General features: G+C 42.8%; 24 protein-coding genes and 1 tRNA gene. 11 read left to right on the plus strand and 14 right to left on the minus strand.

What is annotated here, in order from left to right:
- Positions 1-9: 9 nt before the first annotated feature.
- The 5 genes from PV763_RS00270 to glnA form a co-directional block, all read right to left on the minus strand.
- Positions 10-273, minus strand: a complete 264-nt coding sequence (locus PV763_RS00270) for a hypothetical protein (protein WP_278357800.1) — start codon at positions 271-273, stop codon at positions 10-12.
- Positions 274-409: 136 nt separating this feature from the next.
- Positions 410-1,288 (minus strand): 4-hydroxybenzoate octaprenyltransferase, encoded by an 879-nt coding sequence (gene ubiA, locus PV763_RS00275; RefSeq protein WP_420937167.1) that lies wholly within the window; start codon positions 1,286-1,288, stop codon positions 410-412.
- Positions 1,289-1,293: 5 nt separating this feature from the next.
- Positions 1,294-1,800: a chorismate--pyruvate lyase family protein gene (locus PV763_RS00280; protein WP_004279643.1), complete on the minus strand. Its 507-nt coding sequence runs from the start codon at positions 1,798-1,800 to the stop codon at positions 1,294-1,296.
- Positions 1,801-1,802: 2 nt separating this feature from the next.
- A complete protein-coding gene (locus PV763_RS00285; protein WP_278357799.1) occupies positions 1,803-2,078 on the minus strand; it encodes a hypothetical protein in 276 nt (91 codons plus the stop codon).
- Positions 2,079-2,168: 90 nt separating this feature from the next.
- Complete coding sequence (glnA, locus tag PV763_RS00290) at positions 2,169-3,584, minus strand: type I glutamate--ammonia ligase (RefSeq protein WP_004279641.1); 1,416 nt, start codon at positions 3,582-3,584, stop codon at positions 2,169-2,171.
- Between the two features lie 801 nt (positions 3,585-4,385).
- On the opposite strand from glnA, the gene PV763_RS00295 reads away from it, so the two are divergent.
- The 7 genes from PV763_RS00295 to PV763_RS00325 all read left to right on the plus strand — a co-directional run bounded on the left by PV763_RS00295 (position 4,386) and on the right by PV763_RS00325 (position 9,800).
- Positions 4,386-4,970, plus strand: coding sequence for an anthranilate synthase component II (locus tag PV763_RS00295; RefSeq protein ID WP_004646400.1), 585 nt, complete (start codon positions 4,386-4,388; stop codon positions 4,968-4,970).
- A 9-nt stretch (positions 4,971-4,979) separates the two neighbouring features.
- Positions 4,980-6,026 (plus strand): anthranilate phosphoribosyltransferase, encoded by a 1,047-nt coding sequence (gene trpD, locus PV763_RS00300; protein WP_278357798.1) that lies wholly within the window; start codon positions 4,980-4,982, stop codon positions 6,024-6,026.
- A 20-nt stretch (positions 6,027-6,046) separates the two neighbouring features.
- On the plus strand, positions 6,047-6,853 hold the full coding sequence (trpC, locus tag PV763_RS00305) for an indole-3-glycerol phosphate synthase TrpC (protein WP_004279588.1): 807 nt from the start codon (positions 6,047-6,049) through the stop codon (positions 6,851-6,853).
- A 197-nt stretch (positions 6,854-7,050) separates the two neighbouring features.
- Positions 7,051-7,734, plus strand: a complete 684-nt coding sequence (locus tag PV763_RS00310) for a Smr/MutS family protein (RefSeq protein WP_005246851.1) — start codon at positions 7,051-7,053, stop codon at positions 7,732-7,734.
- A gap of 93 nt (positions 7,735-7,827) precedes the next feature.
- Positions 7,828-8,376, plus strand: coding sequence for a GTP cyclohydrolase I FolE (folE, locus tag PV763_RS00315; RefSeq protein WP_004730181.1), 549 nt, complete (start codon positions 7,828-7,830; stop codon positions 8,374-8,376).
- Positions 8,377-8,699: 323 nt separating this feature from the next.
- Entirely contained in the window at positions 8,700-9,125 is a 426-nt protein-coding gene (locus tag PV763_RS00320; protein WP_278357796.1) for a hypothetical protein, read from the plus strand.
- A 114-nt stretch (positions 9,126-9,239) separates the two neighbouring features.
- Positions 9,240-9,800 (plus strand): DUF4385 domain-containing protein, encoded by a 561-nt coding sequence (locus PV763_RS00325; protein ID WP_278357795.1) that lies wholly within the window; start codon positions 9,240-9,242, stop codon positions 9,798-9,800.
- 11 nt (positions 9,801-9,811) lie between these two features.
- Here the strand turns inward: PV763_RS00325 and PV763_RS00330 are convergent, their stop codons facing one another.
- The 5 genes from PV763_RS00330 to hemE all read right to left on the minus strand — a co-directional run bounded on the left by PV763_RS00330 (position 9,812) and on the right by hemE (position 15,860).
- A complete protein-coding gene (locus tag PV763_RS00330) occupies positions 9,812-11,209 on the minus strand; it encodes a diguanylate cyclase (RefSeq protein WP_420937168.1) in 1,398 nt (465 codons plus the stop codon).
- A 188-nt stretch (positions 11,210-11,397) separates the two neighbouring features.
- Positions 11,398-13,284, minus strand: coding sequence for a DUF4105 domain-containing protein (locus PV763_RS00335; protein ID WP_420937169.1), 1,887 nt, complete (start codon positions 13,282-13,284; stop codon positions 11,398-11,400).
- Between the two features lie 77 nt (positions 13,285-13,361).
- Positions 13,362-13,832, minus strand: coding sequence for a DUF3015 family protein (locus PV763_RS00340; RefSeq protein ID WP_004279577.1), 471 nt, complete (start codon positions 13,830-13,832; stop codon positions 13,362-13,364).
- 143 nt (positions 13,833-13,975) lie between these two features.
- On the minus strand, positions 13,976-14,779 hold the full coding sequence (locus tag PV763_RS00345; RefSeq protein ID WP_420937170.1) for a DUF817 family protein: 804 nt from the start codon (positions 14,777-14,779) through the stop codon (positions 13,976-13,978).
- 10 nt (positions 14,780-14,789) lie between these two features.
- Positions 14,790-15,860, minus strand: a complete 1,071-nt coding sequence (gene hemE / locus PV763_RS00350; protein ID WP_219309790.1) for a uroporphyrinogen decarboxylase — start codon at positions 15,858-15,860, stop codon at positions 14,790-14,792.
- Positions 15,861-16,065: 205 nt separating this feature from the next.
- On the opposite strand from hemE, the gene PV763_RS00355 reads away from it, so the two are divergent.
- The 3 genes from PV763_RS00355 (at position 16,066) to PV763_RS00365 (ending at position 19,474) form a co-directional block, all read left to right on the plus strand.
- Complete coding sequence (locus PV763_RS00355; protein ID WP_044110271.1) at positions 16,066-17,289, plus strand: L,D-transpeptidase family protein; 1,224 nt, start codon at positions 16,066-16,068, stop codon at positions 17,287-17,289.
- Between the two features lie 179 nt (positions 17,290-17,468).
- Positions 17,469-18,167, plus strand: coding sequence for a pirin family protein (locus PV763_RS00360; RefSeq protein WP_420937171.1), 699 nt, complete (start codon positions 17,469-17,471; stop codon positions 18,165-18,167).
- A 335-nt stretch (positions 18,168-18,502) separates the two neighbouring features.
- A complete protein-coding gene (locus tag PV763_RS00365) occupies positions 18,503-19,474 on the plus strand; it encodes a methyltransferase (RefSeq protein WP_420937172.1) in 972 nt (323 codons plus the stop codon).
- Positions 19,475-19,609: 135 nt separating this feature from the next.
- Here the strand turns inward: PV763_RS00365 and PV763_RS00370 are convergent.
- From PV763_RS00370 to PV763_RS00380, 3 genes are all read right to left on the minus strand, one after another.
- Positions 19,610-19,699 (minus strand) — tRNA-Ser (locus tag PV763_RS00370).
- A gap of 87 nt (positions 19,700-19,786) precedes the next feature.
- The gene (locus PV763_RS00375; RefSeq protein ID WP_420937173.1) at positions 19,787-21,823 is read right to left on the minus strand and encodes an FAD-dependent oxidoreductase; all 2,037 of its coding nucleotides are present in this window, start codon (positions 21,821-21,823) and stop codon (positions 19,787-19,789) included.
- Between the two features lie 140 nt (positions 21,824-21,963).
- Positions 21,964-22,317 carry a hypothetical protein gene (locus PV763_RS00380; RefSeq protein WP_420937174.1) on the minus strand — a complete coding sequence of 118 codons (354 nt, stop codon included), beginning with the start codon at positions 22,315-22,317 and terminating at the stop codon, positions 21,964-21,966.
- A gap of 248 nt (positions 22,318-22,565) precedes the next feature.
- Here PV763_RS00380 and argG point away from each other — a divergent pair, with 248 nt between their 5' ends.
- Positions 22,566-23,906: an argininosuccinate synthase gene (gene argG / locus PV763_RS00385; protein ID WP_004279561.1), complete on the plus strand. Its 1,341-nt coding sequence runs from the start codon at positions 22,566-22,568 to the stop codon at positions 23,904-23,906.
- A gap of 75 nt (positions 23,907-23,981) precedes the next feature.
- On the opposite strand, the gene PV763_RS00390 is transcribed toward argG, so the two are convergent.
- Positions 23,982-25,253 carry a GGDEF domain-containing protein gene (locus PV763_RS00390; protein WP_420937175.1) on the minus strand — a complete coding sequence of 424 codons (1,272 nt, stop codon included), beginning with the start codon at positions 25,251-25,253 and terminating at the stop codon, positions 23,982-23,984.
- Between the last annotated feature and the right edge of the window lie 44 nt (positions 25,254-25,297).

Below are 25,297 nucleotides of genomic sequence, written 5' to 3' on the forward strand. Positions count from 1 at the left end.
CTAGATAGATTAAGGTGCTGTTGCACTACTTTCAGACGCAGCTTGAGTTGAATCTGCCTTAACATCCTGCTCTGCTTTGAGCTTTTCCGCAGCTTCTCGTGCTTCAATACGCGCAATCATATCTGCCTGCTGCTGCTTGTATTTTTCCTGATTTTTAGCATCACTATTCACTGCAAGAAATGCCATACTAATTAAAAATACCGGAATACAAAGTGCAAGCGTACCGAAGATCAATAGCTTTTTGACACTGCGGGGCTGTGACTGCTCGGACATAACAAACCTGCTTTAATTTCGTCATTTAATTACACTGCCCAATATAACAAAATAAAGTCATAGCTCAAGCCTTATAGATTAGGCAATAACAAAAGCATCCTTATAGGACGCTTTTTTCTCAGTCGATAGACAGTCACTACCTCAAAGCCAGTAGTATTCCTGCAAAAATAATCAGTCCAATCCAGCGGTTATGCCTAAACGCCCAGAAACACAAATGTGGATTTTTATCTCGAGTTTTAAACCCTTGGTAAATAAAATCGAGAGCGACAACAATTAATGCAGCCAAACCAAATGGAAGCAGTAAATTTTCTAGCCAAAGTGCTACAGCAATCAAAAGAATACTAATGGCCTGCAAAGCGCTAATGATCTGAATATCATATCGACCAAATAAGATCGCGGTTGATTTCACCCCAATCTTTAAATCGTATTCACGATCTGCAATTGCATATTGGGTATCATAGGCTACGGTCCAGGCCAGATTACCAAAATATAGAAGCCAGCAGGTTAAATCCGGCGTTTGTCCAACTGCGGTATAAGCCATCGGAATCGACCAGGAAAATGCTGCACCCAAAAAGACTTGAGGTAAATGGGTATAGCGCTTCATAAAAGGATAAATAAACGCTAAAAATAAAGCCCCAAATGACCAGTAAAAAGTTTCGATTGGCAGAAAAAATAGTAGGCAGGCACTGGCAGACACCAAAACCAGAAATACCATCACAGCTTCTTTGGCACTGATAATCCCAGTCGCTAGCGGACGGTTTTTAGTACGCTCCACATGTGCATCGACTTTACGGTCAGCAAAATCATTAATGGCACAGCCTGCCGCCCGCATAAAAATCACACCCAAAATCATGGGAATTAAAATTTCAATACGTGGCATTCCCTGAGCTGCAATCCACAGCGCCCACATGGTAGGCCAAAAAACCAGTTCAGTCCCAATCGGTTTATCAAAACGACAAAGATAATAATAGGCGCTAAGACGCTCACGCCAGGTGATTGCTTGTGCGGTTGCCATAAAAATCAAGCCCGTGAATTTTGTATAAAGTGTTCAAATGCCGGTAAAAATGTTTCTTGTACGATAAATTTACAGCCGTGCCAAGTATAGCAGCTCTGACGGGTCCAGCCCTCATCTAAAAGTACCACCCGGCGCTGGCACAGTGGATTAGTGCGCTGAAACAGAAACCAGCCAATCGGTTTGGTGCCAATATGCTGAAAAATTCGGGCTTTTTTTTGCAGGCTTAAAATCGGAAAGATGCTTTTGGCTTTCACCCAAGGAGACTGTTCCGAGCCGTAGAGATAACTTTCACGCACCCAGGAAGTATGCTGATGTGACATCTGCATCCATTTGGCATTGGCAAAGCTTAAACGCTGAAAATGCTCTTGAATTGGCTCGACATGGAATTGTCCTTGCGCCAAATCGGTCAGTTGTTGCGTGAGTGAACCCGATGCATACAGCCACGGTTTTAACTCAACAGGCAGAGTTGACAGCAACACACGCTGATTTTGATTTCTAGAACGACTATTCATTATTAACAGTTATCTGTTTTTGCAATGATTTCATATTTGCCTTGTGGGGTTTTAATTAAAATAAAACCTTCAGTACTCAAATAAAATGATTCTGGATAAGCATAATCCAGCGCCATTTCAGGATTTTTCAGCGCCACAAATTGAGCCTGCTTATAACCCTCGGAAGTCCGCCCCACTTCAAGATAAGTCACTTCAGAGAAGTTCAACTTAAAACCTTTGTCATGATCTTTTGGATCAATCCATGGATAAAAGCTGGTGTGCTTTTTACGTTGTGCCATTTAAGCCCATCAATCATTTAAAATTATAAATAGATGATACAAAAAAACCCGCGACATGCGCGGGTTTTCTTTGCTTTAATTCGTGATGAATTACAAGCTGTAGTACATATCAAATTCAACTGGGTGAGTAGTCGTGTTAAGACGACGAACTTCTTCAGTTTTAAGCTCGATGTAGGCATCAAGCATTTCTTTCGTGAACACGCCACCTTTTAACAGGTAATCATGATCCGCTTGAAGTGCTTCAAGCGCCATATCCAGGCTATGCGCCACTGTAGGGATTTTCGCTTCTTCTTCCGGTGGAAGATCGTACAAGTTCTTGTCAGCAGCTTCACCCGGGTGGATCTTGTTTTGGATACCGTCAAGACCAGCCATCAACAATGCCGCGAAACCTAGGTACGGGTTCATCATTGGATCTGGGAAACGTGCTTCAATACGCTTGCCTTTCGGGCTAGACACGTAAGGAATACGGATAGATGCAGAACGGTTACGCGCTGAGTAAGCAAGCATAATCGGTGCTTCGAAATGTGGAACCAAACGCTTGTACGAGTTTGTAGAAGGGTTAGTAATCGCATTTAAAGAACGAGCATGTTTAATTACACCACCGATGAAGTACAACGCCATTTCTGAAAGGCCTGCATATTCATCACCTGCAAACAGGTTTTTGCCGTCTTTAGAGATCGACATATGCACGTGCATACCAGAACCATTATCGCCAACCATTGGTTTAGGCATAAAGGTTGCTGTTTTTGCATATTGATGCGCAACGTTCCAAACCGCATATTTGAACTGTTGAACTTCGTCTGCTTTACGCACCATAGTGTTGAAGCTCACACCAATTTCTAACTGGCAAGAAGCAACTTCGTGGTGATGTACTTCTACACGACCTGGACCCATGATGTCTTCGATACGCGCACACATGTCTGCACGCATGTCATGTGAAGAATCTACAGGAGGAACTGGGAAGTAACCGCCTTTTACGCGTGGACGGTGACCAGAGTTACCGCCTTCGTAGTCTTTGTTAGTTGACCAAGCAGCTTCTTCAGCGATCAATGTATGGCGCGCGCCAGACATGTCGATTTCCCATTTTACTTCGTCAAATACGAAGAATTCTGGTTCTGGGCCAAAGAATGCAGTGTCACCGATACCGGTAGATTTCAAATATTCTTCTGCACGGCGCGCAATCGAACGTGGGTCACGATCATAACCTTGACCAGTTGATGGCTCGATTACGTCACAAGTTACAACAACTGTTGGCTCTGCAAAGAACGGGTCGATAAAACCTGTTGCCGCATCCGGACGTAAAATCATGTCCGATGCTTCGATGCCTTTCCAACCTGCAATTGAAGAACCGTCAAACATTTTGCCGTCTTCAAATGTATCTTCATCAATACTGTCTGCTGGGTAAGTGACGTGTTGCTCTTTACCCTTGGTATCAGTAAAGCGAAAATCGACCCATTTTGCGCCACTTTCTTGTATGAGTTGAAGGACCTTGTTCGCCATGCTCATTTTGCTCCGATGTTTTTGTTGCACCCGTGAAGTGCGTGTTAGCAGTTGATAGTTATTAAGCAATTACCGTACCAACTTTTAAAAGCATAGATAAAATCTTGAAATCTTTATAAGAAATCATGAAGTGACAAAAATACTTTGCGGCTATTATACTAGCTGCAAAACTAAATGCACTATATTCAAGCATTCTTCATTTATTTTATTTCAGCTTTATTTTTTAGCGCACCTAAATAGTGCATGGGTCTATAAAAATGTATGAGAAACATAGCTTTTTATAGCAAATATGCTGCTTTTTCTTACTTTTGTTAAGTTTTTACTTGTTTTTAGCTAAAAATTGAGCGTTTTTTAGTAGATATCAGTAAAGAAAATTTTGTGATTCATTTAGGGATGTATGCCCATTATGAGGCATTTTCTTTAAATCTACTTTCAATAGAAAAGTTTATACAAAGCTTAATTATTCAAGTGATGTTTTTTTCATCAAACTTTTAGCCTCTCTTTGATTTCATTTTTGAGTTTTACTCTAAAAAATACTCATTCAAAACTTTCTATGAGTAAGCCTATTACTTTAAATCATTATAAAAAATTTTATTTAATTTTCTACAGGTTTTTAAAGCCAATAAATTGAGCAAAATTGTTGCGCCGAATGCAGCTATTTTTTGCTATGATGAAGCGTGCTTTATTTTCACACAATGAAATCAATGATTTAGTTGTGTCAGGCAAGTGCTTGCAACACGTATAAATAAAGTACGATCTGGACAACATTAGCACAGTTAAGTGCATTAATTTCAATAGGTTAAGCTCATGCTTTTAATGATCGACAACTATGACTCCTTTACTTATAACATCGTCCAATATTTTGGCGAACTGAATCAAGAAGTAAAAGTAGTCCGTAATGATGCCGTGACATTGGAAGATATAGAGCGATGGCAACCTAAGTATTTAGTGATTGGCCCCGGCCCGTGCTCGCCAAGTGAGGCAGGAATTTCTATTCCTGCCATTCAGCATTTTGCTGGCAAAATTCCTTTACTGGGCGTTTGTCTTGGTCATCAAAGTATTGGGCAGGCATTTGGCGGTGATATCGTGCGTGCCAAACGTGTCATGCATGGCCGTCTGTCTGATATGTACCACAGTGATACCGGGATTTTCAGCAATCTTCCTTCTCCATTTCCTGCAACGCGCTATCATTCACTGGTGATTGATCAAGCTACCTTGCCCGAATGTCTGGAAGTCACCTGCTGGACCAATGAAGCGGATGGCTCTATGGAAGAAATTATGGGTGTGAAACATAAGACATTGCCGGTCGAAGGCGTGCAGTTCCATCCTGAATCGATTCTGAGCCAGCATGGTCATCAAATCTTTAAAAACTTTCTCGAAATTTATGCCTAAGAACATCTTATGAATATTCAACAAGCTTTAAGCAATATTACTAAAAACATTCACCTGACTCAGGATCAAATGCAAGACGTGATGCATGCCATCATGTCAGGTGAAGCGACCGATGCCCAGATTGGTGCCCTGCTGATGGGCTTACGCCTTAAAGGCGAAAGCATTGATGAGATTACCGCAGCTGCACGTGTCATGCGTGAACTTGCCACTAAAATTGATGTCAGTGACATTCCTTATCTGGTCGATATCGTCGGCACAGGCGGTGACGGTCAAAACCTGTTTAACGTTTCTACTGCCTCTGCATTCGTGATCGCAGCAGCCGGTGCAACTATAGCCAAACATGGTAACCGCGGCGTTTCGACCAAATCAGGTTCGTCAGATTTGCTGGAACAGGCCGAGATTAATCTGGACCTGAATATGCAGCAGACTGAACGCTGTATCCGTGATGTCGGTGTCGGCTTCCTCTTTGCACCGAATCATCATCAAGCCATGAAATATGCAATCGGCCCACGTAAAGAATTGGGGATTCGCAGTATTTTCAACCTGCTCGGTCCTTTAACCAATCCGGCTGGCGTACAACGTCTGGTCATTGGCGTATTTTCCAATGAACTCTGCCGTCCAATTGCCGAAGTTATGAAACAGCTCGGTGCTGAACATGTGATGGTAGTACATTCACGTGATGGTCTGGATGAAATCAGTATAGCCTCTTCAACTCATGTTGCTGAACTGAAAAATGGCGAAGTCACCGAATGGGAAATTATTCCTGAATCGGTCGATATTGAATCGCAAACTCTGACCGGACTGATTGTGGAAGATTCTGCGCAAAGTCTGGCTTTAATCAAAGATGCACTGGGCAAGAAAAAATCAGACATCGGCGATAAAGCCGCCAATATGATCGCGCTGAATGCCGGCGCAGGTATTTATGTCTCCGGTTTGACCAGCAGCTATAAGCAAGGTGTTGCGCTGGCACATGACATTATCTATGGCGGTCAGGCACTTGAGAAAATGAGTGTACTGTCTGAATTTACCAAAACTATTAAACATTACGAAGCTTAATTCGGTCAGGGATTTTGATCATGGTGGATATCGCAAATACAATTTTAGGCAAAATTGTTGACCGTAAAAAAGAAGAATTTGCCCTACGTTTAAAGCAGAAAAGCTATAAAGATCTGGAAGAACTGGCACAAGGTGCATCACCTGTGCGTGGTTTTGCCCAGTCTTTAGTGTCGAAACGTCCGGGTGTCATTGCTGAAATTAAGAAAGCTTCGCCATCTAAGGGCATTATTCGCGAGAACTTTAACCCTGCGGAAATTGCAGCACAGTATCAGGAGGCAGGTGCAGCCTGTTTATCGGTGCTGACCGATGTAGACTTTTTCCAGGGTCACGATGACAACATTCAGATTGCCCGTTCACATTGCGACCTGCCTGCACTGCGCAAAGACTTTCTGATCGATCCTTATGGAGTTATCGAAGCACGTGCTCTGCATGCAGACTGTATCTTGCTAATTGTGGCTTGCCTGTCTGATCAGCAGTTAGAAGAAATGTCTAAAACTGCATTTGAACATCATCTGGATGTACTGGTTGAAGTTCACGATGAAGAAGAACTATCCCGTGCTTTAAAACTTTCTGATCGTTGTCTGCTCGGTGTAAATAACCGTAATTTAAAAACCTTTGATGTGGATTTAAACACATCATTACGTTTGAAAAAATTACTAGACCCTTCACGCCTGCTGGTGACTGAAAGTGGTATTGCCACACCTGCGGATGTTGCGATGATGCAGAAAAATGATATTCACGCCTTTCTGGTCGGCGAAAGCTTCATGAAACAACCACGTCCGGATCATGCTTTCCGCGATCTGTTTGGTGAGCCTGAAGCGGTTTAAAATGTAAATGCTCACCTAAGCATTAAAAAAGCCCAATCTCAGGATTGGGCTTTTTTATTTTCAATATTGAAAAGTAGATCATAGATTCTCGAGCGTATTTAAAATCCTCAGCAATGTCATGAACGCAATTCAGTTCTCCTTTGTCTATTTTCAGACTATAATTCTTGTAAATTCCGCATCTCCCTTGTTTTTACATTATGAGTAAACACGATTCTTCATTATCTAAAGATCAGTACAACCTGCTGAAATCTTTTAAGAAGCAAATTACACAGCCGCAAACGCCTGCGGTCGTTGCTGCACCTGTTGAAAAGACTGTCGAGCAAGAAGCGTTAGAAGAACTGGAATTATTCCGCAAGCAAATGCAGGGCGTGCAAAAAATTGAATCGGGCAATACGGTTCAACTGGACAAACCACGCAAGAAAAAGCCGGATGCACAAATCTTGGCAAAGCGTGCAGCGGCTACTGGCCCGCTGGAAACAGAGGCAATGGCTTTATCAGATACTCAGGCCATGCTCAATCCTGTCGGGAGTCAGGCCAACTTGAGTTACCGCATTGCCACCTTGCAGCATAAAGTTTTTGAAGACTTGAAAGCCGGTAACTTGCGCTGGTTTGAGGCTGTGGATCTGCATGGCTGTACCGTAGAAGAAGCGCGTCAAGCCGTGCTGCAAATTATCCAGATCGCCAAAGATGAAAACCAGAACGTGATTAAAATCGTACATGGTAAAGGTCCAGAAGCGATTTTAAAAACCTATGTCAACGGCTGGCTGCGTCAGCATCGCGATGTTTTGGCTTTTGTCAGTGCACCTGAAAAGCAAGGTGGTACCGGTGCGGTATTGGTTCTGCTCAAACGTGCAGAAAAGAATCCAAAGTTCAAACAGTAAACGGTTTTAGCCTCAAAACAAGGCATTGTAAAAGTTTTCTGCTACAATGCCGTCCTTGTTCATTCTCAGTTTAAGTGAATACGTCATATGACTATGCAGCAATCCTACGCAAACATTCTTACTGCCGTTGGCGAAGATCTAAATCGCCCTGGTCTCAAAGATACGCCTGTGCGCGCTGCGAAAGCATTTTCATATTTAACCTCGGGTTATAGCCAGACACTTGAAGAAGTGACCAACAAGGCGGTCTTCCCTTCCGATAACCGTGAAATGGTACTGGTCAAAAACATCGAATTTTATTCGCTATGTGAGCATCACTTATTGCCATTTTATGGCCGCGTACATATCGCCTATTTGCCAGAAGGTCATGTTTTAGGCCTGTCTAAATTTGCCCGTATTACTGAAATGTTTGCACGCCGTTTGCAGATTCAGGAAAATCTGACTCAGCAAATTGCAGAAGCCGTGGCTGAAGTCACCAAAGCACGCGGTGTTGCAGTAATGATTGATTCTGCGCACATGTGCATGATGATGCGCGGTGTAGGCAAGCAGGAATCAACCACACGTACGGTATCATTTATTGGTGATTTTAAAACCGACAAAGAAACACGTCGTGAATTTTTAAGTGCGGTTCCAGAAAGCTATTAATTATTAAAGCTTAAAAATAAGTTACTCAAAGCCTCGATCATTCGGGGTTTTTTGCTTTTGAAGGAAGAGGATATCAATACTTAATTCAAAAGCTCACTTGCTATAAATAACACCTGGTAACAGGGTTTAAAGACCTGTCCCAAAACTTGCTATGTTTCAGTCTAGAACTCAAACAATTCCTCCTTGTGTTTGCAACAAGCCTACACTTGGATACACGATAAAGTTTTAATCCTGCCGCTCTCCCATTAAAGTAATTTGAAGTTGATATACAGCAAAGCGCTTTATATCTTTCTGATTGATTTTTAATGATAAGGAAAGTAACCATGGCGAATAGCAAAAATAACCAGGCGAAAGACAGCAAAAAATCAGCAAAAACTGCTAAAAAGACTCAAGATGAGAAACTGAAAAAGTCGAATAAGAGCAGTGACAAAGACAGTAATCTCAAAGTCACTAAAAAAGCGGCGAGCAGTAAATCTAAAGCGGCATCTTCTAAAAAAGACAATGCCAGCAAAGATGAAAAAGTGAAGGCGAAGAAAAATTCAAGTTCAAAAGCCAGTGATAAAGCGAAAGACCAAAAGACCTCTTCCGCGAAAAAACCGGCTAAAGCGAAAAGCAGTAACAAGAGTAAAGACGACACTAAAGTGAAAAAGTCTTCTTCAAAAAAATCGGCACCTGCTAAAAAGCAGTCGAGTAGCTCCTCTAAGACCAAGGCTAAAACCTCGAAGACCAGTTCGAAAAAATCGAAGTAAAATGAAAGCCCCTAGTTCTAAATGACAGGGGCTTTTCTGTATCCTTCCCTTTCGTTTTTATAATTTGTATTAGCTGAAATATTGAGTCATTTTAAATTTCAGAAAAGGCCGAATATGAAGCCATCTGCCAAAATAGCGCCACCAAAACGTCCGTCACGTGTAGTTTCGAATAGTTTTGATTATTCTCTGGACTTTGCAAAGATTAATTTTCGTAAACGACCCGAGCTCTACCGGATTGGCCGTGGTGAACAAGGTGTATTACTGGTTGAGCCTTATAAATCAGAAATCCTGCCACACTGGCGCTTTGCAGATGAAGAAAAAGCCCAAGCCAGTAGCGAGAAAATCTATCAGCTTTTCTTGGACTATTTAAAACAAGAAGATTTTATTGGTGCGGACATGGCACGCAAGTTTTTACAGATGGGTTTTACCCGTGCCCGGCGTTATGCCAATCATAAAGGTGGCAAAAAGTATGACGGTCCGGTTCCGGAAGACAAAAAAGGTTTAAGTGGCGCGCATGGCCGTTCCGAGCTGCCACGCAATCAGCAAGATCCTGTTAAAGCCGCTGCTGCCAAAATTTTTAAACAGAAATGGGATGAAGCTAAAAATCATCCCGCATATCTTCAGCAAAAACAAAAATTTCAGGAATTTATAGAGCAGCAGTCTGCAACTGGATAAAAACCTTTTATTTAAACCGAGAGCGGCTGTGCGGTTGGGTTCAAGGACTGATGAGCCATATAGACCTTGTTACGCCAGTTATTCTTCGCCATATACAAAGCAGAATCTGCCGCGTTCAGGAAGCGCTGATAATCCGGATGTCCATCATAAAGCACACAACCAATACTGACCGTAAATTTAAACTGCTGGCCTTGTGCCGAATTAATCATGCCATTTTCAATATATTTACGCACACTTTCGGCAATATTCAGGGCACGTTTTTCATCAGTATCCACCAGTAACAGCAAAAACTCTTCACCGCCGACCCGGAAAGCATAATCACTGCCCTGACTGTATTTTTGCAATGCTTCGGCCAGAAATTTCAAAGCCAGATCACCTGCTGCATGTCCGAATTTATCATTAATACTTTTGAAATAATCAGCATCAATGGCAAGTAAAGACAAAGGCGTATGATTCTTACGGGAAAAAGTGATTTCACGTGAAATAATCGTATTCAAATAACGACGATTCAATAACTGGGTCAATGAATCATTACCTGATTCAATATATTCGGCCACCTGAAATAACTGATCTACCAACAACTGAATCTCACGGTTCAAGTCACGGATTCGCTGGATCAGTCCCAGCATATTGTTTTTGTCCGTACAGTCCATGATCTCTTGATTAAGTTCATCGACTTGATAAATTCGTTCAATGATTAAATCGACCTGGTCAGAACCGGTAAAAGCATAAGAGGCTTTATGGATAAACCATAAACCGAACTCAGACTTGGACAGCATCGGATGATTCAATTTCTCATGCTCAGAAAAGACCTTGAACATGAGCTCATTTTCCCAGTCCAGCAATGAGCTGCGCTGTTTATCTTTTTGTACGGCCACATCCTGCATCGCTGAAAAAACACGATAACTGTGTTTAATTTCCTGATTCATGGCTGTTTTGGCTTCATAAGATCGGCACATGACTTCTGTGGCAAATCCCATGATTTGGACAATATAACTGCAGGTGGTCAACATACTGTGGTGAGGATTCTCATCCAGCAGTTCAAACATTTTACGCTCAATTTCACGCACACCGCGCATGATCAGCCAGGATGGAATTCCGACACGCGCATGCACATGCCCCACCATCGCCTGTTTCTGCACGGCATCGGCATAGCGTTTATTAATCCCCACACTAAAGCTTTCAAGTAGCCAGGCATTTAAAGTGTCACGCAAGCGCTGTTGAATCAAGTCATCGGAAAAGAATTCTGCAGATTCCTTTTCAAGGAGCATGTTTTTATAGAATTCTTCCACCAGAATCAGGGAATGATCTTGAATAAAGTGAAAGGCATGCAATAAGTCATCAGATGAATAATTTTGACAGATCTGTTCCCACTGCTCGGCCAGTCTTGCTATGCATTCATTATTCATACTGTCTGTTCCCCAAAACCTTGCAATTTTCACTCACATTATGTGACAAATATAACAAATATCAGGTATTTTTCCTAAAATATCGACCAGCTTATTTGCACCCAACCAAGCCAATCTTTTTATACACGGGAAAACCGAACAGTAGCCTCATGGATACACAGCACTTTATCAATAGTTTTAACTAAATCTTAAAAATACCGGATCAAACCAAGACTCCATTGATCCCAGTCTTTGGACTGTTGTTGCTGATATTCCCAAGACAGCCGAAGTGCATGTTGTGGATTGAATGCATATTGGAGTTCAGTATTCAGTTTCAGCTGCCAGCGATGCGAATCTTCCCAATACGGCAGCTCTACCTGTACCAGACTGTTGATCTGATCACTCCAGATATTCTGGCATCCCACAGTGGGGCCTGCACCTACGCGCCAGCCTTGATCAAGTGCCTTGCCTGCCTGTAGCTGAGTTTGCATTTGTGCATAACATAGATGTTCACGGCTGGCATTTGCCCAGCTATAACCGCCCTGAGTTTTTAAGCTGGCGACGCCATGCTGTTCATCTTCACTAAACTGGCCATGCGTATCCAGTGCCTCCTGTTTCCAGCCCAGATTGAAACCCCAAGATAATGGGGTATTAAACGGATTGACCGGGTTATAGGAATTGACGGCAAATAGATTCAGATGTTCCAGCTTGAGTTCACTGTCACGATATTGCAAAGCCCCATCCAGAAACAGTAATTGTGTGCCGGTTCGAAAACCACCTTGCGGGTCGATGAGATCATGATAGGCCTGCCGATGTCCAAGCTGGACAAAGGATTCACCCTGAACCTGTCCGGCCTGAAGATTGATATTGCGTGCATGATGGCTTTGTACTGGGTCTATTTTTGGACGTTCAGGCACTTTACGCTGTTTCTCGATATCCAGCTGGCTTCTTAAGCCCAGTAACTTGCGGAAACGTGGCTGGGAAAATGATTCATCGACTTTCTGCCGGAGGAAATCCAGATATAAATGATCATAGGCCATTTCCAGAATTTTGGCCTGATCCTTTACCGGATAAGGCTGCAAGATTGAAGGCATTACACCTGTTTCTGCATAAGCCAGCTGATGCGCAGTTTTTGCCAGCGCTTTGCCATGCTGTCTGGACTGTGCCAGCAATTGAGTTTCAAGCGCCGGACGATAAACTTTCTGTTTGATCAAGCCCTGCTGTTCTACTACTTTTAGTGTTTCAATCGGAATCGCAGTCGAATTAAACTGTTTCTGTAGATTCAGCTCGGGACGTACCAGATCAAATAGCCCGAGTAAACGATATGCACAATTATCATTGATAAAATAATAAGGGAAACTTACATTTTGCATTTCCCAGAGATGCTGTACCAGAAACCTGGTTTCTTGCGGGCTTAAGTTTAATTGATATTCCCATAAGTCCCGGCTTTCAAAGTCACCATACTCTTTGACCTTGCGGTAATACGGCATCAGGGAATATTCACCCGGATATTGTCCGGTCAGCCCTTTCCAGGCAAAGGACCAGTTGTCATTGCCATCGACCGTTGCGGCATAGTTGACTGCATAAGAAATCAGATTGAGTTGTTGCTGGTCTTTAGGGTCCAGCCGCAATAAGGTATGCCCGAACATGGAGCTGGGATTACCCATAAAATCCGTGGCATAAATCAGCGTCGCCTGATAGGGCTTGACCTCGCCAATCCATTTATCCAAATCAGGGCAACTGACCGCAGGCAATTGTTGCTCGGAAATATTCAATTGCTGCATTAACCAGCTGCTGCGTGCCGGAAACTTGCAGCGAACAGACTGATTCGGCTCTGCGCTCATAAATAAAGCCTGAATGTTATGCTGCATTTCCTTTTTTAGATCAGTTCTTCCCTGCTCTGCCAGGAAATAGCCCGAATAGTTAACCTCGCTATGACCTTGGGGGTTGGCATACATGAGACGTTGCCAGGTGGTGCTCTGATCCAGACGCTGGATTTCGGCCTGAGCTAGATAATGCTGGATGTCTGGATTAATCTCGCTAGAAAAACTTAAAGGGCTGAATGTCAGGCCCAACATGAAGAACGCATATTTCATTCAGTTAACTTATTCTCATCAATTTCTTTTAGTCATAAGAAAACCCTGCCAGAACAGCAGGGTTTTTGAGGTGCGGATCAGATGTAGGATTTCAATACTTCATCTTTGGCCATCACAGTTTGTAAGGTGCTTAAAACTTGTAATGTATTCTGGTTTTCTTCGGAATAAATTTCAGAGAAATTCTGCTTGGAAACACTAAAGAAACGAGCTTTATCTTCAGATTTAATATTCAGAAGTTCAGCCAGAACATTCAGGCTTTCACCCTCACCAACTGCCATATCACGCGCCAGTGCTTCAGCGTTTTCATTGGTAAAGGTCACCACTTGAGCGGTTACGGTACCGCCCTGGCTACAACCCAAAGTACCAAAAGTGATCCCAAGCCACTGATTCGTGAACAGAACGTTGGTCGTACCTGCAAAGAGTTTAGGAATAATACCAGACTGACCCGCCCACACCTGACTTCCGATACCACAACCGACATCTCGGTCAGCCATCGCCATGCTTGAACCTGTCGCCAATACCGCCGCCAGCATAATTTTTTTCAACATAGTTATTCTCCAATTATTCTCATGCAATCTTTGTTATTACTCTAATAATGTAATTTAAATTACATACTCAGCAGAGTAGCGACAAGTCAAGTTTGGCGCAATTGAAAAAATGTATGCTTTACATAAACATAACCTGATTGATTTTACTGTTCTTTGAGCGCCCAATCGCCTTGTGAATTACGCTGTCCCAAAATTTTCAGCACCAACACCAGACTCAGCAATAACAACAAATACCAGGAGCCCAGTTTGCCCCATCCCACCATATGCCATTGCTCAATCTGGCTTGGATAGAGCCAGATTTGGTAAAAGGTACTGATATTCTCGGCAATCCAGATAATAAACGCCAGAATCAGCAGTACGGGTAACATCGGCAACTGAAAAGCATGCTGATTCAACTGAAAGCGGATTTTAGTTTTCCAGAACATCAGTACGCTCCAGACAAATAGAATCAAACGATAGTCGGGAATAAAAAACTTGCTCATAAAGTTGATATAAGACAAGACTGCCAAAGCCAGCATATGGCTGAAACGCGGCAATTTTTCAAATGAAACCTGATATAGACGTAAAGAACGTGCAAAAAAGCTGCCGACTGCCGAATACATAAAGCCAGCAAATAAAGGTACGGTCAGGATTTTAAATACTGCGGGTTGTGGGTAATGCCAGGAAGCAATTGCCGGATGGGTCAGGAAGATTTCCATCACCATGGCCATGAGATGAAACAGGGCAATGACTTTGGCTTCAGCCCAGGATTCCAGTTTGGTATAGAGCAATATCACCTGAATCAGCAAAGCAAAAAACAGCAGATAGTCATACCGGTAAAAACCGAAGAAGAGATCGCTGCCCATAGAAGCAGTCAGCGCAAAAGCGAGCAGGAGTAAAATCCCAAATAAGGCAGCCGAAGCTGCCTTATAAGTAAATTCAAACCCTGATTTGAATAGATCGATCAAGGTTTACATCCTAAAGATATTTGGCACTATACTCATGTACGGTATCAATAAATGCTTTTGGATTCGCCGGATCAACCCACTGGGTAATACCATGGCCCAGATTGGCGACATAACCGGTTTTCTCACCATTGGCATAGGCATCATCCAGCATGGCCTTGGTCGCTTTAATGATGGTGTCTGATGAACCATATAAAGTTGCAGGATCCAGGTTACCTTGAAGTGCTGCACGACCAGCAACCGTTTGACGAGCGACATTCAATGGTGTGGTCCAGTCCAGTCCAAACGCATCTGCACCGGTAGTAATCATCGGTTCCAGCCATTGACCTCCACCTTTGGTAAACAGAATCACCGGAATCTTGCGGCCGTCTTTCTCACGTTGTAAACCAGCGACAATCTTCTGCATATAGTTCAGCGAGAACTCGATATATTCACGATGTGCTAATGCCCCACCCCAACTATCAAAGATCTGTACCGCTTGTGCACCCGCATCAATCTGCGCATTCAAATATTCAGTCACTGCATCAGCCAGACGATCCAGTAAAGCATGCAAAACTTCAGGCTGCGCGTACATCATCTGTTTGGTAAATCGGAAATCTTTGCTTGAACCACCTTCGACCATATACGTTGCCAGAGTCCATGGACTGCCCGAGAAACCAATCAGAGGAACCTGACCGCCCAGGGCTGAACGAATGGTCGAAACGGCATTCATCACATAATCCAGATCCGACTTGGCATTAAATGCAGGCAGATTAGCTACATCCTGTTCGGTACGGATGGTCTTGTGAAATTTTGGGCCTTCACCGGCTTCAAAATACAGCCCCAGTCCCAAAGCATCTGGAACCGTCAAGATATCCGAGAATAAAATCGCGGCATCAAGATCATAACGGCGCAAAGGCTGCAAAGTTACTTCACAGGCCAGTTCAGTATTCTTGCAAAGCGAAAGGAAATCTCCTGCCTTGGCACGCGTTTCGCGGTACTCAGGCAAATAACGGCCAGCCTGACGCATCATCCATACTGGCGTAGCATCTACAGGCTCACGCAACAATGCGCGCAGAAAACGATCATTTTTTAAGGTCGTCATTCACATTCCCATCTTTCTTTGACATTGCCAACATCATAGCAAAAAGGCCGCAGTTTTAATAACTTCTGACAACTTTAAAAACCGATCGGATTGAACGGCGACCTAGTGATTTAAACAAAACAACTACTGCATCTCCACATTTTTTCTGTAATACTTATAGTGTTTTTTCACATAGTTAAAGAAATAATTCTTAAGGTTGAGTTACATGTTCGTTCGCACAATGCTCGCTGTGAGTCTAGGTTGCATTTTCGCAGGTCAAGTTTTTGCCGCGTCTACTGCTGAACAACCATTAAAACCCCAAGTGGTGACTGATGTTGCAGTGCAAGATCCAATTGATCCATTAGCAACTGAAGCTTCAGCGGCCCAAGCAGCACCTGCAGAAGCGCAAATTACCGCACAAGAACAACAAGACTTAAAACAGGCATCTGAAGCGCTGAATGAGCTACAGGATACCGAAGATCAGACTGCTTCTATTGGCGCAGCACCAAATACCAAAGCACCGACTAACTCTGCAGCGACCAAAGCTTCGTGGACTTTAGACGGCTTAAATAATGCCCAATGGTATGAAAATATCGGTGCAGGTCAATTCCCAGTTTACGCACGTGCGCATGTCATGCTGAATAATGCCCATGCATCACCAGGTGCGATTGACGGAACCAGCGGTAAAAACACACTGAAAGCGATTGCGTCTTTCCAGCAAATGAATGGCATCAAGCCAACCGGTGTTTTGACTCAGGAAACCTGGGATAAACTAGTTGCACGTCAGGGTTCTAAGCCAGCCTTTGTTGAATACACCATTACTGAAAAAGATCTGGCAGGCCCATTTGCCAAGTCTATTCCTTCAGATTATGCGTTACAGGCGAAAATGAAAGGCTTGTACTACACACGTGTCAGTGAAATGTTGAGTGAAAAATTCCATATGGATGAGAATTTCTTAAAGAAACTCAATCCAAATGCTAACTTTAATAAAGTTGGTGAAAAATTACTGGTCAGTAATGTACGTAATGACTTGCCTGAAGGTATTCACTTGATTGTTGCACATAAAGGTGCGAAACAACTGTACTTATTTAACAGTAAAAATCAAATGATCGCGTCATTCCCTGCCACTATTGGTAGTGCAGATACACCATCTCCGACCGGAACCTATAAAGTAACAGGTGTTGCACCAAACCCTTGGTACAGCTACTCACCTTCTAACTTTGTACAAGGTAAAAACTTAAAACCACTATCTTTACCACCGGGTCCTAACGGTCCTGTCGGGAATATCTGGATTGGTTTAAGCAAGAAATCATTTGGTATTCACGGGACACCAAACCCGTCTACCATTTCGAAAACAGCATCACATGGTTGTATTCGTTTGACTAACTGGGATGCCAATGATCTTGGCCGTAAAGTCAAATCTGGGGTAACGGTTCGTTTCTTAGAATGATGATCGGTCTGCCGATTTGAATAAAATAGCCTGCTTTTGAGCGGGCTTTTTTATTCCTTATGTTTACTTTCAGCTATGTCGTTGCAAAAATGCAATGATCTGTCGCCTATTTGAGATTTTTTCAGTTATAAAACGACAGTATGATGATCTCAAGTTAAAAATAATGTCGAGATGAAATTATGAATGCTTTTCTACATCCTAGCGAAAATCGTGGTCATGTAAAAATGGGCTGGCTGGAGTCTAAACACAGCTTCTCATTTGGTAACTGGTATAACCCAAAGTATATGGGTGTCAGTGCTTTACGTGTCATTAATGATGACCTGATTGATGGACATCAGGGTTTTGGAACGCATCCACATGACAATATGGAAATCCTGACCTGTGTGCTAAAAGGAACCATTACCCATCAGGACAGTATGGGCAATCATGGCGGAATTGCTGCGGGTGAATGGCAACTGATGAGCGCAGGAACAGGTGTGCGACACAGTGAAATGAACCAAGGCGATGAACAGGTTCATTTACTGCAAATCTGGATTATGCCAAATGAACGTGATGCCAAACCGAACTATCAGCAAATTCGTCTTGATCCACATGAGCAGCCGAATCAATGGCATTTGATTTGTGGTCCGAATGACAATGCACCGATGCATATTCGTCAGAATGCCGAAGTCAAAACTGCGGTGATTCACCAAGGCCAAAGTCTGGAAGTGAAAGCGACCCAGCATATTAATTATGTCCATGTTGTTTCTGGTATTGTCCAGATCGCTGAGCATATGGTTGAAGCTGGCGGCGCAATTGCTTTTCTGGATGACACAGAAATTAAAGCAAGCGAAGATGTGCAAGTGATCTGGTTTGATTTGCCGGAAGTACCAAACTAAGCTTTTAAAGCTCTCAACCCTAATGGCTATTGATCCCAGTGATTAATAGCCATTTTTTATACATATAATCATGAATAAGAAATTATAGTTTGCAGGATCATAATAAGGTTTCTTAGCTAATAAAATTATGCCTACTACCTATACAAATCCAACCAATTCTCATCACATTTTTACCTAAGCAATGCATTATTTAGGTGAATATAAACTGATCCATTTCCATAGAATCCAGTGCTGTATAGCTGTGATCATTCACGATTGGCTTTATATTATCTTTTGCAGGCATAAAGTGAATTGACCTTTTCATGTAGGTTAAATAAATAGAAGAGCATATCCGTATGAACCAGATTTTAGAGATGCAAAGCAGCCAGCAACAAGCTTTGCTTTATTTATTAGCCTTTTTAAAACAACAAGATTATCAGTTCACGACCATTACACCACTTTCCCACCAGCGAATTCTGAATCGGAAAAAGAATGAAATTTATAAGCACAGAACCCTTCAGGATATCTTTGGCTGGAATCTAAACTTTAAAAAAACCGATCTTGATTCTGCCCTTTTTGTATTATTGCAAGAACATCAGCTTCTACAGGTTCAGGAAGATCAATACTTGAGTCAAGTTCGGGTTTCTTCACTCGATGGCGAACTCTTTATTCATTCAACTTTTCCAACTACTCAGCAAGATGCGGTATTTTTTGGTCCGGATACTTATCGATTTGTCTATAATCTCAAGCAATATCTAGCTGCTCAGCCTCGCCCTTTCAAACGGGCTATGGAAATATGCTGTGGCACTTCAGCAGCCGCAATCAGTATTGCCAGACATTTTCCATATGTTAATGAAATTATGGTTGCAGACCTGAATCCCAAAGCCTTGCTCTATAGCCAGATTAATATCAGTTTTGCCGGCTTAAACCATATTCATCCGGTTCAAAGTAATTTATTTTCCAATCTTGATGGAAAATTTGATCTGATTTTTGCTAATCCGCCGTATTTAATTGATCCCGAACAACGTCAATATCGTCATGGCGGTAATGCGCTGGATGGCTGTGATTTATCATTCAGGATTATAAAAGAAGGTTTACAGCGGCTGAATGTTGGTGGACGTTTATTCCTCTATACTGGAGTAACTGTAACTAAGCATGGCAATCTGTTTTTGCAGCATCTGCAAGATTTGATGAAACAGCATCAAAATATAATCTGGTCATATGAAGAAATTGACCCGGATATTTTTGGTGAAGAACTGGAACAACCGGCTTACCAACATGTGGAAAGAATTGCATTGACATTAATCAAAATTGAAGTAGGCAATTAAAGAATGTTTATTTATCAATTATGGAATTTTTAAATTTCGACTTTGTTGGCTATCAGTTTATTTTAAATCGTTTTATTAAAATAAAATTATAGGAATAAAAAAAACCCCAATCTTTCGACTGAGGTTTTTAAAATTTGGCGGAAGCGGTGAGATTCGAACTCACGGAGGACTCACACCCTCGTCGGTTTTCAAGACCGGTGCATTAAACCGCTCTGCCACGCTTCCATGGGCGCAATAATACGGAGCTTTTGTCCGACTGACAAGTGAAAATTACAGTGAATGCAATCAACTGCATATAGTTTCATCAAATCCTTACAGTTTTGCTGCTAATTCCGCTCCCTCACGAATGGCGCGCTTGGCATCGAGTTCAGCAGCCAGTTTTGCACCGCCAATAATATGATACTGCGCCAAGGTATTTTCCCCAGCACTCGGCATCAGGTCTTTTACCGATTCCTGACCTGCACATACCACAATGGTATCCACACGCAATAATTGAGCATGGCCATCTACCTCAATCCATAAGCCTTCATCCGTGACAGATTTATATTGCACACCGCGCAACATCCGCACGGCATGTTTTTTTAACTGGGCACGATGTACCCAGCCTGAAGTCTTGCCTAGTCCTGCGCCAAGCGGTGTCTTCTTACGCTGCAATAGATAAATTTCCCGTACTGGAGGTTCTACTTCAGCACGCTGTAACCCGCCTTCAGTCACATAATCTGGATGAGAATCCACACCCCATTCACGTTTCCACTCATCCACAGGTTGCGGCTGTATTTGATGCGGTGGCTTTAATAAAAACTCGGACACATCAAAACCGATCCCGCCAGCACCAATGACCGCAACACGATCACCGACAGGAGCGCCACGTAGCACTTCTGCATAAGACAAGACTTGTGGTGCCTGACTGCCTTCGATATTCAAGGCACGTGGCACGACACCTGTAGCCACAATCACTTCATCAAAACCTTCACGCTCCAACTGCTCGCGGTTTACCCGCGTATTTAAACGTACATCTACTCCGGTTTTTTCCAGTTGCACCTTAAAATAGCGAATTGTTTCGTGAAATTCCTCTTTCCCCGGAATCACTTTAGCCAGGTTAAACTGCCCGCCTACTTCGTGACTGGCTTCAAATAGCGTCACATCATGGCCACGGCTGGCAGCGACTGTGGCTGCTGATAAACCCGCAACTCCTCCGCCAATCACTGCAATACTTTTTGGTTTTTTGGTTTTGACATAGACCAGTTCAGTTTCATAACCGGCACGCGGATTGACCAGACAGGTTGCCCGCTGGTTTTTAAAGGTATGATCCAGACAGGCCTGATTACAGGCAATACAGGTATTAATTTCATCAACACGATTGGTTGCTGTTTTATTGACCCAGAATGCATCCGCTAAAAGTGGACGTGCCATCTGTACCATATCTGCCTGACCAGAAGCCAGAATCGCTTCGGCAGTATCTGGCATATTGATCCGGTTGGACGCAATCACCGGTACTGAAACATGTTTCTTGACTTCAGCGGTGTAATCAACAAAAGCTGCTCGCGGCACAGAAGTGACGATAGTCGGAATACGCGCTTCATGCCAGCCAATACCGGTATTAAGTAAAGTAATTCCGGCCTTTTCCAATGCTTTAGCTACGGTAATCACTTCCTGCATGGTATTGCCATCATGCACCAAATCGAGAAGTGACAAACGGAAACAGATAATAAATTTTTCGCCAATTTCAGCACGAATCGCTTTAACAATTTCTACGGCAAAACGCATCCGGTTTTCAATCGGGCCGCCCCAACGGTCAGTACGCTGATTGACATGACGACTTAAAAACTGATTCAGCAAATAGCCTTCAGAACCCATGATTTCCACGCCATCATAGCCAGCCTTTTTGGCAATGCTGGCAGTTTTCACATAATCCTGAATGGTATTCAGGATCTGTTTATCTGACATTTCACGCGGTTTAAAAGGAGAAATTGGTGATTTGATCGGGCTGGCCGAAACCACAAAAGGCTGATAGCCATAACGTCCGGCATGCAGAATCTGTAAAAGAATTTTGGCGCCATGCTTATGCACTGCATGCGTCACCAGACGATGTGGTGCAATATCCCCCAAGGTATTCATGGTGCCACCCGCCGGCAATAACCAGCCTTGACGGTTTGGCGATATTCCACCCGTAATCAGCAGTCCTACGCCACCCTTTGCACGTTCGCCAAAATACGCTGCCAGTTTAGGATAATTATAGAAGCGGTCTTCCAGACCAGTATGCATCGACCCCATCACCACCCGGTTTTTAATGGTGGTAAAACCCAAATGCAGTGGCTTTAAAATGTTGGCATAGCGCGTGGTGGTCATAACAAATCCCTGATTATATTTGGTTGAGCAAGTCATTTCCTTACTTTAACTGATTTTCAGAGACTTTTTATGACCCGGAGTTCAGCATTTTCAGGCACAAACATCAATCTTCAACACCAGCTCGCTCTATACATGACGAATTAGTTCTGCCATTGTCGGGCGCTGGATTTCCATAATGCAATCACGCCCAATACTGTACCAATTGGAAAACTCAGCAACATCAGGATTGACATAACTCTGGATAAAGTCCGTCCTGAACCATTGCCCTGCTTCACCTTGATACTGGCCTGTATATTAAAAAACATCAACAAGCCTAAAAGCAGCAGCACCACACCTAAACTCAGCATGGAAATACTAGATTGCTGATATTCAAGATATAAAAACAGCACTGTACTAAAACCAATCAGACCAGCATAAATCCCATGCAACAGTGCCAGTGTTTCATTCTTGGTTTTAGGATTTAAATTAGGTAAAGGTGGGATATGAGTCGCCATGCTTTTATTCCTGTTTTATCTGGTTTTTAACTTTATTCGGGTGAATATAACCAATTTCTTCCGTTTTCAGCAGGATTCTGGTGAAAATCGTGCGATTTATGATTATTTAAGCCTATTGAATAGAGATTTTAAAACGAGTTTTTCTTTTCTAAAGCAAACCTAAATAAATTAATGATACAATTGATGCAATATGTATTTTTTCAGGCCACCAATTCTGGCGTGCCTATTTCATATCATTAGGATGAACAATGTCTGATAATGCAACTATCTTGCAGAATGTCCCAGTAGGTAAAAAAGTTGGTATTGCCTTCTCTGGTGGTCTAGATACTTCTGCTGCTCTTTTGTGGATGAAACAAAAAGGCGCTGAACCTTATGCTTACACAGCTAACTTGGGTCAGCCAGACGAAGACGATTACGATGCGATTCCAAAAAAAGCTGAAGCTTATGGCGCAGTAAAAGCACGTTTAATCGACTGCCGTTTACAGCTTGCATTAGAAGGTATTGCTGCAATTCAATGTGGCGCGTTCCATATTTCTACAGGTGGTATGCCTTATTTCAACACGACGCCATTGGGTCGTGCAGTAACTGGCACCATGCTGGTTACTGCAATGAAAGAAGATGACGTTAACATCTGGGGTGACGGCTCTACTTATAAAGGTAACGACATTGAGCGTTTCTATCGTTATGGTTTGTTGACCAATCCTGCGCTTAAAATTTACAAGCCTTGGTTAGACCAAACCTTCATTGACGAGCTGGGCGGCCGTGCAGAAATGTCACAGTTCCTGATCGACAATGGTTTTGACTATAAAATGTCAAAAGAAAAAGCTTATTCAACTGACTCAAACATGCTGGGTGCGACGCACGAAGCCAAAGATCTTGAATACCTGAATGCAGGCATCAAAATCGTTGAGCCAATCATGGGCGTTGCGTTCTGGAAAGATGACGTAGAAGTGAAAGCTGAAGAAGTATCGATTACTTTTGAAGAAGGCTTCCCGGTTGCGATTAACGGTCAACGCATTGAAGATCCAGTTGAATTTATTCTTGAAGCGAACCGCATCGGTGGCCGTCACGGTCTAGGTATGTCGGATCAAATCGAAAACCGTATCATCGAAGCGAAATCTCGCGGTATCTATGAAGCTCCGGGTATGGCGCTGCTTCACATTGCTTATGAGCGTCTGGTAACGGGTATTCATAACGAAGATACGATTGAACAATACCGCATTAACGGTTTACGTTTAGGTCGTTTGCTGTACCAAGGTCGCTGGTTCGATTCTCAAGCGCTTATGCTACGTGAAACTGCACAGCGTTGGGTCGCTAAAGCAGTTACTGGCACAGTAACAATCGAACTTCGTCGTGGTAATGATTACACCATTATGAACACTGAATCTCCTAACCTCACTTATGAAGCTGAGCGTTTAACTATGGAGAAAGGTGATTCTATGTTCTCGCCGATGGATCGTATCGGTCAGTTGACTATGCGTAACCTGGATATCACGGATACACGTGCGAAACTGGGCATCTATACAGAAACTGGTTTACTGGCAGTCGGTTCTGCATCTGCAGTGCCACAACTGAAAGACAAAAACTAAGTTTTGTCTTAAGCAAAAAACCGCGCCCTGAGCGCGGTTTTTTATTGATGATTGTTTTATTCATTTTAATAATCTCTAGCCATTTGCAATATCTGAATTGACTGATCGAATAGACTGATAATAAATCTGGTTGCGTCCAAGCTGTTTGGCACGATATAGCGCCTGATCCGCGATTCCCAACAATGCATCCTTATCAATATCTTCCTCACCACGATAGACGGTAATGCCTAAACTGATGGTGATATGTTTCGCAACCGAGGATTTTTCATGCGGGATTTCCAGACGGTCAATCGCCTTAAAAATATTTGAAGCCACTGCATAAGCACCATGTGCATCCGTTTCTGGCAAGAGCACCACAAACTCCTCCCCGCCATAACGCGCGACAAAGTCCATATGTCGGATCGCATTCTTGATTGTTTTAGCAATGCTTGAAATAACGTCATCACCTTTCTGATGCCCATAAAAATCGTTGTAATTTTTAAAGAAATCCACATCGATAAACAGAATCGCCAAAGCCGTTTCTTCACGGCGTGCACTTTCGAAATGAACCTCCAGTGTCTCATCAAAGGTACGTCGATTGGAAATCTTGGTCAGCTCATCATACTGACTCAAATGCAATAATTCGTTGGTATGAATACGCTGGATCTGCTCACTGATTCTGGCGCGAATGCTATAGAGAAAAATCACACGCTCACGGGCAAAAATCATATGGCTAATCACATAACCCAGCAAGCAACTTCCAATTAAAATCCGGCCAAAAACCATAGGATTAAATTCAACTGAAAGGTTAAACAATACAAGAATAGTAGTTGCCGCAGCGAGTAATCCGGTGACCAGCATCTGAATCGGTTTAATGCCAGTCAGAATATAACCCAGGATATACACGATCGTGACTATGGCCATGGATTGATGCTGCAAGGCATCAGTTTTAATCGACATGGTGATGCATGAAATTGAGACCTGTATCCAGAACACCAACAGCATCGAAGCCTGAGGAAAAAAGCGCTTCATCTTGGGTAAACAGGAGAACATATAAAAGATAATTAGCGACACGCCGCCATTGAGCAGGCCCAGCATACACAGGACAAAATCATGCACGAAATATTCTTTACTGATACTCCAGTAATCTGTAGGAATCATCACCACTAAAAAAAGGAAATAGGCTAGTACTCCAGCCCACACATATTTTTCGACATGTTTGCGGGCGCGTTCCAGATTTTTGGTCCAGAATTCTTGTTCCAGATTTTGAGGGAAGACCGGGCCTACACGCTGGCTTTGCCGTGTAATCAGTTGTTCTATGTCTTCTTTATCATCTTGCAATTTCGCTAGATTGTACTTGTATTCCATTGCCAAGTATTTATGTAATTTTTTTATTAATTTTAAAATAACAT

The sequence above is a fragment of the Acinetobacter sp. AS5 genome (assembly GCF_048957595.1).
Taxonomy (GTDB): Bacteria; Pseudomonadota; Gammaproteobacteria; order Pseudomonadales; family Moraxellaceae; genus Acinetobacter.

Coding starts and splice junctions, on each gene's coding strand:
- PV763_RS00270 (WP_278357800.1), bottom strand. CDS start 273: ATGTCCGAGCAGTCACAGCCCCGCAGTGTCAAAAAGCTATTGATCTTC.
- ubiA (WP_420937167.1), bottom strand. CDS start 1,288: ATGGCAACCGCACAAGCAATCACCTGGCGTGAGCGTCTTAGCGCCTAT.
- PV763_RS00280 (WP_004279643.1), bottom strand. CDS start 1,800: ATGAATAGTCGTTCTAGAAATCAAAATCAGCGTGTGTTGCTGTCAACT.
- PV763_RS00285 (WP_278357799.1), bottom strand. CDS start 2,078: ATGGCACAACGTAAAAAGCACACCAGCTTTTATCCATGGATTGATCCA.
- glnA (WP_004279641.1), bottom strand. CDS start 3,584: ATGAGCATGGCGAACAAGGTCCTTCAACTCATACAAGAAAGTGGCGCA.
- PV763_RS00295 (WP_004646400.1), top strand. CDS start 4,386: ATGCTTTTAATGATCGACAACTATGACTCCTTTACTTATAACATCGTC.
- trpD (WP_278357798.1), top strand. CDS start 4,980: ATGAATATTCAACAAGCTTTAAGCAATATTACTAAAAACATTCACCTG.
- trpC (WP_004279588.1), top strand. CDS start 6,047: ATGGTGGATATCGCAAATACAATTTTAGGCAAAATTGTTGACCGTAAA.
- PV763_RS00310 (WP_005246851.1), top strand. CDS start 7,051: ATGAGTAAACACGATTCTTCATTATCTAAAGATCAGTACAACCTGCTG.
- folE (WP_004730181.1), top strand. CDS start 7,828: ATGCAGCAATCCTACGCAAACATTCTTACTGCCGTTGGCGAAGATCTA.
- PV763_RS00320 (WP_278357796.1), top strand. CDS start 8,700: ATGGCGAATAGCAAAAATAACCAGGCGAAAGACAGCAAAAAATCAGCA.
- PV763_RS00325 (WP_278357795.1), top strand. CDS start 9,240: ATGAAGCCATCTGCCAAAATAGCGCCACCAAAACGTCCGTCACGTGTA.
- PV763_RS00330 (WP_420937168.1), bottom strand. CDS start 11,209: ATGAATAATGAATGCATAGCAAGACTGGCCGAGCAGTGGGAACAGATC.
- PV763_RS00335 (WP_420937169.1), bottom strand. CDS start 13,284: ATGAAATATGCGTTCTTCATGTTGGGCCTGACATTCAGCCCTTTAAGT.
- PV763_RS00340 (WP_004279577.1), bottom strand. CDS start 13,832: ATGTTGAAAAAAATTATGCTGGCGGCGGTATTGGCGACAGGTTCAAGC.
- hemE (WP_219309790.1), bottom strand. CDS start 15,860: ATGACGACCTTAAAAAATGATCGTTTTCTGCGCGCATTGTTGCGTGAG.
- PV763_RS00355 (WP_044110271.1), top strand. CDS start 16,066: ATGTTCGTTCGCACAATGCTCGCTGTGAGTCTAGGTTGCATTTTCGCA.
- PV763_RS00360 (WP_420937171.1), top strand. CDS start 17,469: ATGAATGCTTTTCTACATCCTAGCGAAAATCGTGGTCATGTAAAAATG.
- PV763_RS00365 (WP_420937172.1), top strand. CDS start 18,503: ATGAACCAGATTTTAGAGATGCAAAGCAGCCAGCAACAAGCTTTGCTT.
- PV763_RS00375 (WP_420937173.1), bottom strand. CDS start 21,823: ATGACCACCACGCGCTATGCCAACATTTTAAAGCCACTGCATTTGGGT.
- PV763_RS00380 (WP_420937174.1), bottom strand. CDS start 22,317: ATGGCGACTCATATCCCACCTTTACCTAATTTAAATCCTAAAACCAAG.
- argG (WP_004279561.1), top strand. CDS start 22,566: ATGTCTGATAATGCAACTATCTTGCAGAATGTCCCAGTAGGTAAAAAA.
- PV763_RS00390 (WP_420937175.1), bottom strand. CDS start 25,253: ATGGAATACAAGTACAATCTAGCGAAATTGCAAGATGATAAAGAAGAC.